Origin of the sequence: Mesorhizobium sp. LjNodule214 (assembly GCF_964252735.1) — a bacterium.
In the GTDB taxonomy this organism is placed as follows: domain Bacteria; phylum Pseudomonadota; class Alphaproteobacteria; order Rhizobiales; family Rhizobiaceae; genus Mesorhizobium.
This window is the reverse complement of sequence record NZ_CAXUPE020000003.1, coordinates 1,105,230-1,118,953: the sequence shown is the minus strand read 5'-3', so window position 1 is coordinate 1,118,953 and position 13,724 is coordinate 1,105,230. Positions and strand designations below refer to the sequence as shown.

Sequence of the window (13,724 nt, the reverse complement as noted above, 5' to 3'; positions counted from 1 at the left end):
ACCCTTCTCGGCTCGGCCTGACCTGAATCCCAACACACGTCGGTCGGGGCTCACTCACCACATCGTCTTCTTCGCCCGCTCCGGCCATTCCTTGTCGTAGGCCTCGCCGTCGATGTTCTTGCGGCTGGTGATTTCCAGGATCTGGCCGGGTGTCGGCAGCGACTTCGGATCGACATGCCTTGCCGGGTTCCACAGGTCCGAGCGGACGATGGCCCGGGCGCACTGGAAATAGACCGAATCGATATCGATGATGGTGACCGATCGAGCCGGTTTGCCGTCGACGCTGAACGAGGCGCACAGCGCGGCATCGGTGGTGATGTGGGCGCGGCCGTTGACGCGCAACGTCGTGCCGGAACCTGGCACCAGGAACAGCAGGCCGACGCGCGGATCGCGAATGATGTTCTTCAGCGAATCGGCACGGTTGTTGCCGCGCCGGTCCGGCATCATCAGCGTCTTTGGATCATGGATGCGCACGAAACCGGCGAGATCGCCGCGCGGCGAGCAGTCCAGTCCCTCCGGTCCGCTGGTCGCGAGGGACACGAAAGGCGAAGCCGCGATGAAAGCCGCGTATTCGGGGATGACATGGTCGAGTTCCTTGACCATCGAGGCCTCGCCGGGCAGGCCATAGAGGGCTTCGAGCTGTTCGACCGTGGTGATGACGGACATGTTTTTTCGTCTCCGAACCTTTGCCGGCGCTACTCCAGATCGATGACGCCATGACGACAGCGGCATGAAACTAGCGGTCGCGGCTGAGCCCCTTTTCCGCAAGTTCGGCGAGGTAGGCGCTCCAGCGCTCTTCCTTCTCATGACCGAGCGTATGCAGATAGTTCCAGGTGAAGATGCCGGTGTCGTGGAAATCATCGAAGGTGATGCGCACGGCATAATTGCCGACCGGCTCGATCTTGAGGATCGCGACATTGCGCTTGCCGGGCACGGTCACCCGCTGGTCCGGCGAATGGCCCTGCACTTCGGCCGAGGGCGAGGCGACGCGCAGCAATTCCGCCGGCAGCTCGAACGGCCGGTGATCCGGAAAGGTGACGGTGAGCAGCTTGCGGTCTTTCGAGACCCGGAGTTCCTTCGGCGCCGTCATGCTGATCGTTCCTGCGTTACGTCCGCCCTTCCCTACGCTGCTTCGCCACACGCGAAAAGGCCGTTGCAGGCAGCCGACATGCGATGTCGGTCGCGGAATGTTACCAAAGATCAAGACCGGCTATCTTGAATGAAAGGCCGGATCGTATCACATAGCTGTATATAACGACGCCGCTCACGGCCACGGAAACGCTTGAACATGGACATGATCGACCCATTCGGTCGCACGATCAGCTACCTGCGCGTGTCGGTCACCGACCGCTGCGATTTCCGTTGTACCTATTGCATGGCCGAGGACATGACCTTCCTGCCCAAGAAGGATCTGTTGTCGCTGGAAGAGCTCGACCGTCTCTGCACCGTCTTCATCGAAAAGGGCGTGCGGAAGCTGCGCCTGACCGGCGGCGAGCCGCTGGTGCGCAAGAACATCATGCATCTGGTGCGCCAGCTTTCGCGCCACCTCGACAGCGGCGCGCTGGAAGAGCTGACGCTGACCACCAACGGCTCGCAGCTGTCGCGCTTCGCGGCCGAGCTCGCCGATTGCGGGGTCAAGCGCATCAACGTGTCGCTGGATACGCTCGATGCCGACAAGTTCCACCAGATCACCCGCTGGGGCCATCTTGGCAAGGTCATGGAAGGCATCGACGCGGCGCAGGCTGCCGGGCTGAAGGTCAAGCTCAACGCGGTGGCGCTGAAGGACTTCAATGACGCCGAACTGCCCAACATGATGCGCTGGGCGCACGGCCGTGGCATGGACCTGACGGTTATCGAAACCATGCCGATGGGCGAGATCGATGCCGACCGCACCGACCAGTATCTGCCGTTGTCGCTGCTGCGCGCCTCGCTCGAGCGGCAGTTCACGCTGAGTGACATCCCTTACAAGACCGGCGGCCCGGCGCGCTATGTCCATGTCGCCGAGACCGGCGGCAGGCTCGGCTTCATCACGCCGATGACGCATAACTTCTGCGAAAGCTGCAATCGCGTCCGGCTGACCTGCACCGGAACGCTCTATATGTGCCTCGGGCAGGAAGACGCTGCCGACCTGCGCGCACCGCTGCGTGCGTCCGAAGGCAACGAGCTGGTGGCCGACGCCATCGACGAGGCGATCGGCCGCAAGCCGAAGGGCCATGATTTCATCATCGACCGCCGCACCAGTCGTCCCTCGGTATCGCGGCACATGAGCGTGACCGGCGGCTGATTTTCTTGGCGATTTCGTGCAAGGATTGCCTTCCGGTCATCGGTTTCGAGGCCGGTCATCGGTTTCGAGGCAAGACATGCGGCGGCTCTTTTCGATCATGGCGTCTTTGGCGACGATAACAGCAACCGCTGCAGTCGCGGCCTCCTTTACCTACGTCAACGCGCGCTTCGGCACCGTCTGCACCTTTCCCGACGAGATATTCAGCATTCGGGAAGCCGAGCCGGAGAATGGCGACGGGCAGCAATGGAGCTCGCCCGACGGTGCCAGCCTGATCTGTTCGGGCATCCTCAATATCGACGACGACACGCCGAAGGGCTTTGTCGCCGCCGAGAAAGCCAGCAAGGAGCCAGGCTACAAGATCACCTACAGCAAGACCGGCAAGGACTGGGCGGTGTTGTCCGGCATCAAGGGCGAGACAATCTTCTACGAGCGCCGCCTGTTCGGAAAGGACGGCGTGATTCGCACGGTCTGGATCGATTATCCGCCAGCCCTGAAGGCGAAATATGATCCGCTCGTGGGCGCTATTGCGGACAGCCTCAAGGGACCGTGAGCATCTCGGCCACACCGCAAAATTATCAGATCCAAGGCCGCGACCTGATTTACCGGCAGAGCGTTCCGCCCTAGCCTCCGACTCTAGCGGTTTTCACTAGAAGGGGGATTACAACATGCGCAAATTCATTCTTTCGCTTGCCTTGCTCGGCCTTGCTGCTGTCCCGGCGTCGGCGCAGTCGATCGGCGGCACCTATACGGTTGCCGGCACCAATTTCGACGGCTCGGCTTATGGCGGCGAGGCAACCATCACCTTGACCAGCGGGACGACCTGCACCATCCATTGGGAGACGGGCGGCTCGTCCTCGGACGGCATCTGCATGCGCAACGACAATGCCTTTTCCGCCGGCTACGTGATGGGCAAGGAAATCGGCCTCGTCGTCTACAAGGTGGAGAAGGACGGCTCTCTGCACGGCCTGTGGACCATCGCCGGCAAGGACGGCAACGGCACCGAGGTGCTGACGCCAAAGTAAGTTTTGCTGGTCTTTGGGCGGATATGTGGGCCACGGCGCAAAGCCGTGGCCCAGTCCTTTTGACGTTGCTGTTTCGCGGCCGGCTGATACAGGCTGATCCGAAGCACAACGAGTGATGCCCTTGCCTCTTTCGCCAAATCTTCGCGGCGCGCTGTTCATGGTGGTGGCCATGGTCGGCTTCACCCTCAACGACGCGATCACGAAATTCTCCTCGGAATCGATGAACATGGCGCAGGTCATGCTGATCCGGGGCGCCTTCGCTTCTCTGTTCGTCGGCCTGCTTGCCTGGCAGCGCGGCGCGCTGGCCCGGCCGGCCTCGATGCTGCAGCCGATGGTGGCTCTACGCGTCGCCGGCGAGGCCGGCGCCACGGTGTCGTTCCTCCTCGCCCTTGCCCATCTGCCGATCGCCAATGTCTCGGCCGTGCTGCAGGCGCTGCCGCTGGCGGTGACGATGGGGGCGGCACTTGTGTTCAACGAGGGCGTCGGCTGGCGGCGCTGGCTGGCGATTGCCGTCGGTTTTGCCGGCGTGCTGATCATCGTGCGGCCGGGCTTCGAAGGGTTCAGTGTCTATTCGCTGCTGGCGCTGGCGAGCGTTGCCTGCTGCGCGGTGCGCGACCTCGCCACCAAGCGCGTCCCGCAGGCGATCCCGACCTTGCTGGTGTCGACCGCCACGGCGCTGGCCATGACGGTGCTGGGGGCGGCACTGCTTTCGCCGATGGGCGGCTGGACGCCGATGACAGGCAAAGCCACGGTGCTGCTGGCGCTTGCAGCAGTGCTCGTACTTATCGGCTACCAATTCATCATCATGGCGATGCGGTCGGGCGACATCGCCTTCATCGCGCCGTTTCGCTACACCGCCCTGCTCTGGGCGATCTTGCTCGGCCTGGTCGTCTTCGGCGACATCCCCGACCTGCCGATGATCGTCGGCGCGTCGATTATCGTCGGCTCCGGGCTCTATGCGCTCTACCGCGAACGGGTCGTCGGCAAGCGACAAACCGCCGCCGAAAGCGCTGGACCTGACATGGCGCCGGACGGCATATAGATCGTCCCGAGACCCCGCGATTTTCGGGCTGAACAGAAGACGGCGGACCATGGACCGGGACATTGCAGGGATCATTCTGGCCGGCGGCCAATCGCGGCGCATGGGCGGCGGCGACAAGACGCTGCTTGTGCTGGGTGGCCGCAGGCTGCTCGACCATGTCGTCGCCCGTCTTGCTCCGCAGGTGGGACCGATGGCGCTGAGCGCCAATGGCGATCCGATGCGCTTTGCCAGGTTCGGGCTGCCGGTGCTTGCCGATACGGTGGAAGGCTACGCGGGACCGCTTGCCGGGATCCTGACCGGCCTGGAATGGGCGTCCATGGGTTGTAACGGGGTGGTCACCGCCGCCGGCGATACGCCGTTCCTTCCCGAGGACCTGGTCGATAGGTTGACCGCCGCGGCGGCTGACCATCCTGGCGCGATCGCCGTCGCCAGTTCGGGCGGCAAGCGGCATCCGACATTCGCGCTCTGGCCGCTTGGTCTGCACGACGCCCTGCGCCGGTTCCTGGTCGATGAGGACAACCGGCGGGTTTCCGCCTTCATCGAACGGCATGGCTTTGTCGAGGTCGCGTTTCCGATGTGGAATTCCGGCGAACACGAGATTGATCCGTTCTTCAACATCAACACGCCCGATGACCTTGCGGCGGCCGAGCGTCTGTTGCAGAGCATCGAACCATGAGACGCGTCTTCGGCATCACCGGCTGGAAGAATTCCGGCAAGACCACCCTGACCGAAAAGCTGGTCGCCGAACTGGTGCGGCGCAACTGGAGCGTGTCGACGGTGAAGCACGCCCATCATGATTTCGACATCGACAAGGAAGGCGCCGACTCCTTTCGTCACCGCCAGGCCGGCGCGACCGAGGTCGCGGTGGTGTCCGGCCGACGCTGGGCGCTGATGCACGAATTGCGCGGCGAAGACGAGCCGACGCTGGACGCCATCCTGTCGCGGCTAGCGCCCTCCGATATCGTGCTGATCGAAGGCTACAAGCGCGAGGCGCACAAGAAGATTGAAACGCGGCGTCTGGAGGCCAAGGACCGCACCCCGCTTGCGGACAGCGATCCCAACATCGTCGCAATCGCTGCCGACTTCGCGGCCGATGGAGAAGGTCTGCCGGTGTTCGATCTCGACGACGTGAAATCGATAGCCGACTTCGTCGAAGGCATCGCAGGCCTGAAGCGCTGAACGGGCCGGCAAAACATCGTTCAGCCGCCGCCAATCTTGTTTCCTGGTTCTAACCCTGCGTCATCTTTGGCCGGGAATGCAAATCCCCGAGGCCACTGTTTTGCAGTTGCTTTTTTCGGGGAAAGAGTGGGAGTATCGCCGCCAGCGGGCGGTCAAAAGCACCGCCCTCAGAGCCGCATGGAACAGCGGCCGGGACAATATGAGAGGATCATCATGCGTATTGCATTGCGTATCGCGCTCGCCGCATCGGCTGCGCTGCTGACCTTGGGCGTTGCCCAGGCTCAGGAAAAAACCCTGAAGATCGGCACGGAGGGCGCCTATCCGCCATTCAACAACCTGACTTCCGACGGGCAGCTCGTCGGCTTCGACATCGACATCGCCAAGGCTCTCTGCGATGAGATGAAGGTGAAGTGCACCTTCGTCGCCCAGGATTGGGACGGGATCATTCCGGCGCTGCAAGCCGGCAAGTTCGACGCCATCGTCGCCTCGATGTCGATCACGCCGGAACGCGCCGAAAAGGTCGACTTCACCCACAAATACTACAACACGCCACCGGCCATCGTTGCGCCCAAGGACAGCGACCTCAAGGGCGTGACCAAGGAAGATTTGGCCGGCAAGACGATCGGCGTGCAGGCTTCGACCACGCATTTCAACTATTCGACCAAGATCTACACCGACAGCACGGTCAAGCCCTATCCGACCGCGCAGGAATACCAGCTCGATCTCGCCAATGGTCGCCTCGATGCCGCCAATGACGACATCGTCGTGCTGCAGCAGTGGCTGGATTCGCCTGACGGCGCCTGCTGCAAGCTGATCGGTGCGATCAAGCCGGTCGTTGAAATCCACGGTCCGGGCGCCGGCATTGCCGTGCGCAAGGGCGAGACCGACCTGGTCAACCAATTCAATGCCGCGATTGACGCCATTCGCGCCAACGGAAAATACAAGGAAATCAACGACAAGTACTTCAAGTTCGACGTCTACGGCGGCGATTCCTGATCGCGGCCTTCTGATCCAGAGAACGGCGGGTTAGTCCCGCCGTTCTTGCAAGAACAGGCCGGGCACGAGGGGTGCAGCGGCGTGACTCTCCAAAGGCATTTGGGAGAACAGGCGAGCGGATGCTGAGCGTTTGGACGCTTCTGAGTTGGGGACCGGATGGCTGGCTTGACGACATCGTCTCTGGTGCCGCCGTCACCGTTCTTCTGGCGCTGGCAACCCTTCCAATCGGTTTGACGATCGGCTTTTTCATAGCGCTGGGCAAACAGTCCGAGGAGCCCTCGCTGCGCATCGCCGCCAACATCTACACGACGATCTTCCGTGGATTGCCCGAACTGGTGACGCTGTTTCTGTTTTTTTTCGGCGGCCCGCTGATCCTGCAATATCTCATCAGATTGGTAAGGCCCGAGGCGACCATCGACGTTAACGCCTTCGTCGCCGGCATGATCGTGCTTGCCATTATCTTTTCGGCCTATGCCAGCGAGGTATTTCTTTCGGCTTTCCGGGCCATCCCCAAGGGCCAATATGAAGGCGGCTACGCTGTCGGCCTTTCATACGGGCAAACGATGCGCAAAGTGATCTTGCCGCAGTTGGTCCGCATCGCGTTTCCAGGCCTGGAGAATTGCTGGCTGAGCCTGCTCAAGGACACGTCGCTGGTGTCGGTGGTCGGCCTGGCTGAGACTCTGCGTCAAGCCGGCGTGGCCGCACGCGTCACCAAACACACCTTCCTGTTCTTCAGCGTGGCCGCGGTCGTGTTTCTTATCCTGGCGGTCGTTTCATCCTTGGCTACCGGCGCCATACAGCGCTCGCTTAGCCGGCGGGAGGCACGGCGATGAGCATTGTGGCCGACGCCAAGACCGCTGTAGAACGGCCTCCGCCGCGAGCGCGTGGCTGGCCGCGTTCACGCATCATCGGCTATGTGCTGATACTCGTCTGGATTGCCGCCGGCGGCGGCATCGTCGCCTATCTGGCTTGGGCCTGGAACGGCGAGCTCTTTGCCAAGTATGGCCCAAGCTACGTAGAAGGCCTTGGCGTCACGCTTTCGCTGGTCGGCATCTCGATTGTGCTGGGCGCCATCCTGTCGTTTCCGGTCGCCTATGCGCGCATGTCGAAGAACCGGATCCTGTCCGGCCTTGCCTATTGTTATGTGTATTTCTTCCGCGGAACGCCGCTGCTCGTCCAGGCCTTCCTGGTCTATTACGGGGTCGGATCGTTCAAGCCGCAACTCGAAATGGTCGGGCTGTGGGGCTTTTTCCGCGAGGCATTCAACTGCGGCGTCTTTGCCTTTGCCCTGAATACGGCTGCCTATCAGGCCGAAATCCTGCGTGGCGCCATCGAAAGCGTACCGAAGGGCCAGTGGGAGGGTGCTGCTTCGCTCGGCCTGCATAAATTGCAGACGTTGTGGAAGATCATCCTGCCGCAAGCGTTGGTCGTCGCGCTGCGGCCCTATGGCAACGAGCTTATCCTGATGATCAAGGCGTCCGCGATCGTCGCCATCATCACCGTGTACGATCTGATGGGCATGGCAAAGCTTACCTACTCCCGCACCTTCGATATCCAGGCCTATATCTGGGTCGCCGTGGTGTATCTGGTGATTGTCGAGATCTTGCGTCATGGCATCGAATGGATCGAACGCCGGATCACAATCCACCTTAAACGCTGACGCGTTTCCGGATTTAGGCCCAAGGCACTGCCGGTGTCAGCATCTTGACGAATCCGCCGCATGGCCTAGACGTTCCACGGCAAATTCTCGTTTCCGCTGGAAGGTAGGCCTATGGCATCGGTGGCATTTCTCGGTCTTGGCGTCATGGGTTACCCAATGGCCGGGCACCTCAGCAACAAGGGCGGCCACGACGTCACCGTCTACAACCGCACCACGGCGAGGGCCGAGCAATGGGTCGGCCAGCATGGCGGCCGTTTTGCCGCAACGCCGACTGAGGCGGCCGAGGGCAAGGATTTCGTCTTCTCCTGCGTCGGCAATGACGATGATTTGCGTTCGGTGACGACGGGCGCCGACGGCGCCTTCAAGGCGATGAAGAAAGGCGCTGTCTATGTCGACAACACCACCGCGTCGGCCGAGGTCGCGCGCGAACTGGCTGAGAAGGCGGACGCGCTTGGCTTTTCCTTCCTCGATGCGCCGGTCTCCGGCGGTCAGGCCGGCGCCGAAAACGGCGTGCTGACCGTCATGGTCGGCGGTGAACAGCCAGCCTTCGACAGGGCAAAACCCGTCATCGAGGCCTTCGCCCACATGGTCGGGCTGATGGGACCAGCAGGTGCCGGCCAGCTCACCAAGATGATCAACCAGATCACCATCGCCGGGCTGGTGCAGGGCTTGGCCGAGGGCATCCATTTCGGCAAGAAGGCCGGGCTCGATATCGAGAAGGTCATCGAGGTGATCTCCAAGGGCGCCGCAGGCTCATGGCAGATGGAAAACCGCCACAAGACCATGAATGCCGGCAAATATGATTTCGGCTTCGCCGTGGACTGGATGCGCAAGGATCTCGGCATCTGCCTGACCGAGGCCGACCGCAATGGCGCCAAGCTGCCGGTGACGGCGCTTGTCGACCAGTTCTACAAGGATGTGCAGTCGATGGGCGGCAGGCGCTGGGATACGTCTTCGCTGCTGGCGCGCCTGGAGAAATAGGTCTTAGCGGTGGTTGAGCTTTCGCCCCAATCCAGCGCCGATGAAATCGTAGAGCATCTGCGTTCGATCGGCTCGGAGGAGAACCGCCGTGGCATGCTGCGCTATGGCATCAAGATCGACCGAGCGCTCGGCATCCCGCACGGTGCGCAGCGGCAGATTGCCAAGAAAATCAAGCGCAACCATGAACGTGCCTTCGAGCTATGGCAGAGCGGTATCATGGAGGCGCAGTTTATCGCTTCCGTTACGGCCGACCCGAAGCGGTTCCCTGCAGCGGATGCAAGGCATTGGGCGGCGTCTTTTGACTCGTGGGATATCGTCGACGGTGTTTCCGATCTCTTCGTCGACACGGAGTGCTGGAGGGACCTGATCGACGCGTTCGTAGCCGACGAACGGGAGTTCGTTCGACGCACGGCCTTTGCCATGATGGCCTGGTCGGTCGTCCACCGAAAGAAAGAGCCAGAGACGACCTTCCTCGACTTCCTGCAGATCATTGAAGCGCATGCCACCGACGACCGCAATTTCGTGAAGAAGGCCGTGAACTGGGCGCTTCGTTCGATCGGCAAACGATCCATGGCTATGCACGGCGCCGCCCTTGCTGTCGCCGAACGGCTGGCGCGGTCGACCGACAAGACGGCGCGCTGGATCGGCAAGGACGCGGTGAGGGAACTTTCCGATGCCAAGACGCTCGAGCGGCTCGCCGCCAGAAAAGGCTGACGCGGCCAGGATCCGCTTTGTCGAAGTAACGCGAGAAACGCGGGCCGACTTCGAGACTCTGTTCGAGCAGCCCGGCGCGCCGAAATATTGCTGGTGCATGGCGTGGCGCAACCTCTCCAGCCGCGAGCATGTCGACAACGACGAGAAGAAACGAGCAATTATGGCGCTTGTCGAGGTCGGCACGCCGGTCGGCATTCTTGCCCAGGCCGATGGCAGGACCGTCGGCTGGTGCTCGGTCGCGCCACGCCAGACCTATCGCGAGCTGTCGCGCCAGCAGGACGACAGCGAGACCGCGGTCTGGTCGATCGTCTGCTTCTATGTGCCTAGAGCGTTGCGCGGCGGCGGCCTCGCCGGCGCCCTGCTCGACGCGGCGATCGATCATGCCTTCGCCAAGGGCGCCGGCACGATCGAGGCCTATCCGGTCGACCAGGCATCGCCGAGCTACAGTTTCATGGGTTTTCGCGACATGTTCTTGGCGCGCGGATTTCGCGAGACCGGCACGGCCGGATCTCGCAGACATGTGATGCGGCTCGAGCGTTGACGACATTGCGGGCGGCGTCTTTACTTGGAGCCAAAGGAAGCGGCCGATGAGCAACCGTCTCAAACTAGGTGCAGCGCTCGCTGCTCTGTTGTTTGTATCCACTGCTGCCGATGCCTCGGCCGAGACCGCGCACATATTCTGGAAGGACCTGCGTCCGGCGACGCAAGCGATCGCCGAAGACGCCGGCCTGCCGATGATCGCGGCAAAATTGCCCGACCACGGCGAGACGCTGTCCATCAATTTGCAGGACAAGACCGTTCAGCTAGCCGGCTATGCACTTCCGGTCGATCGCGACGGCGACCTCGTCTACCAGTTCCTGCTGGTGCCATGGACGGGCGCCTGCAGCCACATGCCGACGCCGCCGCCGAACCAGATCGTGCTGGTCACGCCAGCCCATCCCTACACGATGTCGGAAGCCTATCGGCCGGTTTCCGTCACCGGCACGCTGCAGCCGGGCATGGAGAAGAGCCAGCTTTTCATCCTCGACGGCGTCTCGGTCATCCAGTCGGGCTACACCGTGCGCAAGGCTGAGGTGGCAAGCGTCGACACCGTGCCGGACACGGTGACGCTGCCGGTCAACTCGCCTTGGAGTTTTCTCAACAAAAAGAAGAAGTAAGTGGAACGAACTCGTGTGATCTTCGAGCGAATGGATCACACAAGGCTTGATGATCAGGCGGCGTTGGCGCCCGATTCCTTATCCAGCACCATGTAGTCGAGCGGGATTTCGGTCGTGTACTTGATCTGCTCCATGGCGAAGGAAGACGACACGTCGCGAATCTCGATCTTGGCGATCAGCCGCTTGTAGAAGGCGTCATAGGCGGCGATGTCGGGCACCACGACGCGAAGCAGATAGTCGACGTCGCCGCTCATGCGGTAGAACTCGACCACTTCCGGGAATTCCTGGATGACCTCGGAAAAACGCCGCAGCCATTCATGGCTGTGCGAATTGGTGCGGATCGACACGAAGACGGTGACGCGCACATTGACCTTCTCGTGATCGAGGATGGCGACGCGCCGCTTGATGACGCCCTCCTCCTCAAGCTTCTGGATGCGCCGCCAGCATGGCGTCGTCGACAGGCCGACTTTCTTGGCGACATCGGCAACCGCGAGGGTCGCGTCCTCCTGCAGGAGGCGAAGGATTTTTCTGTCAAGGCGGTCCATTGGATGCTCCTGATGCATGTCGCCCAAAAGTGCGCAGCGGTTTTGGGATAACGACATGCAGAAAAACAAGAATTCAAAGCGCGTCACGGCTTCCCTTCAGGCGCGACGCGCTTTGGGGAATAGTTTGGCTATATTCCCTTTTATCCGGGGCTTTCACAAGAACGAAATTCTCCCAACTGCCGCAAAAGCGAGTGATTTCTTGCAAGATGACTAAACAAGGCGATAGCGGATTTCCGACCTCAGGAACGGCAGCAAATCCATTTCGAACCATGGATTCTGCTTCAGCCAGCCGGAGTTGCGCCAGGACGGATGCGGCAGCGGCAGCACTTTTGGGCCGCCCGGGGCATCCCATATCGAGCGCCAATCCTTCACCGTTTCGGTCAGCGAAGAACGGCGCGTGGCGCCCATGTGCCAGGATTGCGCGTAGATGCCGATCGTCAGCACCAGTTCGATGCGCGGCATCAGCGCCATCAACGGCACGCGCCATGCCGGCGCGCATTCGCGCCGCGGCGGCAGGTCCGCGCCCTTGGCGTCCTGGCCGGGAAAACAAAAACCCATCGGCACGATGGCGAACTTTTCCGTGTCGTAGAACTCCTCGCTGCTGACGCCGAGCCAGCTGCGCAGCCGGTCGCCGGAGGCGTCGGTAAAGGGCATGCCGGTGATGTGGACCTTGGTGCCCGGCGCCTGGCTGGCAAGCAGGATGCGGGCGGTCGACGACGGCCGCAGCACCGGACGCGGCTCGTGCGACAGCGGCCGGCCGAGCGGGTGCTCGACGCAGATGCGGCAGGCACGGACCCGTGCCGTCAGGCGTTCCAGATCTTCGCTCATCAGGTCCACGACAGAACCCTACGCAGCAGCACTTGGCCGGCTGGAGATCGCCTGATGCCAGCGCAGCACGTTGGCGCATTCGTCCGGCACCTTGATGCGCGCCGGCTTCATGAAATCGATGGCGATCAAGCCGGTGATATCAGCGATCGAGTACGCGTCGCCGGCGGCGAATTCCCGTTGCGCCAATTCGCCGTCGAGCAGTTTGAGGAATTCGATCGCTTTCGGTTTGTTGGCCTCGCCCCATTCGGGGATTTGCGGGATCTCCCATTCCTTCATCGCCGGATGGATGTGGCGAAAGGCCTGTGCTACGCAACTGAGCAGATTGAACTCCATGCGCCTTTGCCACATCTCGACCTTGGCCTTGCCGAGCGCGCCGCGCCCGAACAGAACCGGCTCCGGATGCAGTTCCTCGAAGTAGCGGCAGATGGCGACGGATTCGGTGATGATGGTGCCGTCGTCGAGTTCGAGCACCGGCAGGCGCCGCAGTGGGTTGCGTGAGCTGACCGGCTCTTGTTTGTGCCCAAGCGCGCCCATATCGACGGGCACCAAAGGAACCTCGATCCCTTTCTCGGCGAGGAAAACGCGGACCCGGCGTGGATTGGGCGCGCGCCCGCCGTCGAACAGTTTCATTCCATCCCTCCCGATTGGTCCTGACAAACTATAGGGTTCATGCGCCTGTTGGGTATCACCGGAAGCGGAAAAACTCACGCATGGCGTCGCCGATCGAGGCGAGCGTGCCGTGCTTCCTTTCGACCGGCTCGTGGCCGTGGGTGTCGCGCCAGTCCTGCGGTTCGTCGAAGCTGCCGGCCCAGATTCCGGTCTTGCCGGCGCGGGCGCCGGCCTCCTCGGTCTCGAAACCGCCATAGGCGACCGCCCAGCCGGCCTCGACCTGCGCGCGGTTGAGATCCGTGCTCCCGGCCTTGCAGTCGCCAAGCAGCCGGCCGTAGCGGTCGCGCTGCCAGCCGCTGCAGGAGACAGGCCTGCCGGCGATCAGCCGCACCAGCGACTGGCGCGCAAGCTTGCCGCAGGGATAGTCGGCGCCGTCCTTGTGGCAGGTCTGCTGGTATTCCGGGGCGTCGATGCCACGCATGCGGATGCGCTCGCTGCCGAGCGTGATCGAATCGCCGTCATTGACGATGGCCGCACCCTCGGCCTTGCGCGTCTCGAACCGGTCGAGGCGCGCCGCCAGCAGGATCAGCAAGCCAAGGAGGATGACCGTCAGTCCGTAGTCCAGCAGCCGGCGCCACAGGCTTCGCGGTGGCGCCGGAGCATAGCGCCGGCGCGGCCTCGGCGACCACGAACGGCTCATATGGCAA

At 62.3% G+C, this 13,724-nt stretch carries 19 protein-coding genes; 13 read left to right on the top strand and 6 right to left on the bottom strand.

The window, feature by feature from the left end; translation table 11 throughout:
* Positions 1 to 54: 54 nt before the first annotated feature.
* Both ACSQ3Z_RS30885 and ACSQ3Z_RS30880 read right to left on the bottom strand, forming a co-directional pair.
* Positions 55 to 666, bottom strand: a complete 612-nt coding sequence (locus tag ACSQ3Z_RS30885) for a pyridoxamine 5'-phosphate oxidase family protein (RefSeq protein WP_436174998.1) — start codon at positions 664 to 666, stop codon at positions 55 to 57.
* Between the two features lie 70 nt (positions 667 to 736).
* Positions 737 to 1,090, bottom strand: coding sequence for a gamma-butyrobetaine hydroxylase-like domain-containing protein (locus ACSQ3Z_RS30880; protein WP_006205223.1), 354 nt, complete (start codon positions 1,088 to 1,090; stop codon positions 737 to 739).
* A gap of 198 nt (positions 1,091 to 1,288) precedes the next feature.
* On the opposite strand from ACSQ3Z_RS30880, the gene moaA reads away from it, so the two are divergent.
* From moaA to ACSQ3Z_RS30815, 13 genes are all read left to right on the top strand, one after another.
* Positions 1,289 to 2,284, top strand: coding sequence for a GTP 3',8-cyclase MoaA (moaA, locus tag ACSQ3Z_RS30875; protein WP_436174997.1), 996 nt, complete (start codon positions 1,289 to 1,291; stop codon positions 2,282 to 2,284).
* Positions 2,285 to 2,360: 76 nt separating this feature from the next.
* Positions 2,361 to 2,834, top strand: coding sequence for a hypothetical protein (locus tag ACSQ3Z_RS30870; RefSeq protein ID WP_436174996.1), 474 nt, complete (start codon positions 2,361 to 2,363; stop codon positions 2,832 to 2,834).
* A gap of 115 nt (positions 2,835 to 2,949) precedes the next feature.
* Positions 2,950 to 3,306, top strand: coding sequence for a hypothetical protein (locus ACSQ3Z_RS30865; RefSeq protein ID WP_436174995.1), 357 nt, complete (start codon positions 2,950 to 2,952; stop codon positions 3,304 to 3,306).
* A gap of 121 nt (positions 3,307 to 3,427) precedes the next feature.
* Positions 3,428 to 4,348, top strand: coding sequence for a DMT family transporter (locus ACSQ3Z_RS30860; protein ID WP_436175192.1), 921 nt, complete (start codon positions 3,428 to 3,430; stop codon positions 4,346 to 4,348).
* A gap of 49 nt (positions 4,349 to 4,397) precedes the next feature.
* Positions 4,398 to 5,024: a molybdenum cofactor guanylyltransferase MobA gene (mobA, locus tag ACSQ3Z_RS30855; protein WP_436174994.1), complete on the top strand. Its 627-nt coding sequence runs from the start codon at positions 4,398 to 4,400 to the stop codon at positions 5,022 to 5,024.
* The gene (gene mobB, locus ACSQ3Z_RS30850; protein WP_436174993.1) at positions 5,021 to 5,527 is read left to right on the top strand and encodes a molybdopterin-guanine dinucleotide biosynthesis protein B; all 507 of its coding nucleotides are present in this window, start codon (positions 5,021 to 5,023) and stop codon (positions 5,525 to 5,527) included. The genes mobA and mobB overlap by 4 nt, the downstream gene beginning before the upstream one ends.
* A gap of 213 nt (positions 5,528 to 5,740) precedes the next feature.
* Positions 5,741 to 6,523, top strand: a complete 783-nt coding sequence (locus tag ACSQ3Z_RS30845; protein WP_436174992.1) for an ABC transporter substrate-binding protein — start codon at positions 5,741 to 5,743, stop codon at positions 6,521 to 6,523.
* 119 nt (positions 6,524 to 6,642) lie between these two features.
* Complete coding sequence (locus ACSQ3Z_RS30840; protein ID WP_006205215.1) at positions 6,643 to 7,356, top strand: ABC transporter permease; 714 nt, start codon at positions 6,643 to 6,645, stop codon at positions 7,354 to 7,356.
* Positions 7,353 to 8,183 (top strand): ABC transporter permease, encoded by an 831-nt coding sequence (locus ACSQ3Z_RS30835; protein ID WP_436174991.1) that lies wholly within the window; start codon positions 7,353 to 7,355, stop codon positions 8,181 to 8,183. Before ACSQ3Z_RS30840 ends, ACSQ3Z_RS30835 begins: the two co-directional genes overlap by 4 nt.
* Before the next feature lie 111 nt (positions 8,184 to 8,294).
* Positions 8,295 to 9,164 carry an NAD(P)-dependent oxidoreductase gene (locus tag ACSQ3Z_RS30830; RefSeq protein WP_436174990.1) on the top strand — a complete coding sequence of 290 codons (870 nt, stop codon included), beginning with the start codon at positions 8,295 to 8,297 and terminating at the stop codon, positions 9,162 to 9,164.
* 9 nt (positions 9,165 to 9,173) lie between these two features.
* A complete protein-coding gene (locus ACSQ3Z_RS30825) occupies positions 9,174 to 9,878 on the top strand; it encodes a DNA alkylation repair protein (RefSeq protein ID WP_436174989.1) in 705 nt (234 codons plus the stop codon).
* Positions 9,838 to 10,419 (top strand): N-acetyltransferase family protein, encoded by a 582-nt coding sequence (locus ACSQ3Z_RS30820; protein ID WP_436174988.1) that lies wholly within the window; start codon positions 9,838 to 9,840, stop codon positions 10,417 to 10,419. Before ACSQ3Z_RS30825 ends, ACSQ3Z_RS30820 begins: the two co-directional genes overlap by 41 nt.
* A 46-nt stretch (positions 10,420 to 10,465) precedes the next feature.
* Entirely contained in the window at positions 10,466 to 11,035 is a 570-nt protein-coding gene (locus ACSQ3Z_RS30815) for a DUF3299 domain-containing protein (RefSeq protein WP_436174987.1), read from the top strand.
* A 53-nt stretch (positions 11,036 to 11,088) separates the two neighbouring features.
* On the opposite strand, the gene ACSQ3Z_RS30810 is transcribed toward ACSQ3Z_RS30815, so the two are convergent.
* The 4 genes from ACSQ3Z_RS30810 to ACSQ3Z_RS30795 all read right to left on the bottom strand — a co-directional run bounded on the left by ACSQ3Z_RS30810 (position 11,089) and on the right by ACSQ3Z_RS30795 (position 13,717).
* Positions 11,089 to 11,580: an Lrp/AsnC family transcriptional regulator gene (locus tag ACSQ3Z_RS30810; RefSeq protein WP_006205209.1), complete on the bottom strand. Its 492-nt coding sequence runs from the start codon at positions 11,578 to 11,580 to the stop codon at positions 11,089 to 11,091.
* Between the two features lie 210 nt (positions 11,581 to 11,790).
* Positions 11,791 to 12,408 carry a uracil-DNA glycosylase family protein gene (locus ACSQ3Z_RS30805; protein WP_436174986.1) on the bottom strand — a complete coding sequence of 206 codons (618 nt, stop codon included), beginning with the start codon at positions 12,406 to 12,408 and terminating at the stop codon, positions 11,791 to 11,793.
* A gap of 18 nt (positions 12,409 to 12,426) precedes the next feature.
* Positions 12,427 to 13,038: a glutathione S-transferase gene (locus ACSQ3Z_RS30800; protein ID WP_436174985.1), complete on the bottom strand. Its 612-nt coding sequence runs from the start codon at positions 13,036 to 13,038 to the stop codon at positions 12,427 to 12,429.
* A 55-nt stretch (positions 13,039 to 13,093) separates the two neighbouring features.
* Positions 13,094 to 13,717, bottom strand: coding sequence for a thermonuclease family protein (locus tag ACSQ3Z_RS30795; protein ID WP_436174984.1), 624 nt, complete (start codon positions 13,715 to 13,717; stop codon positions 13,094 to 13,096).
* Positions 13,718 to 13,724 lie beyond the last annotated feature (7 nt).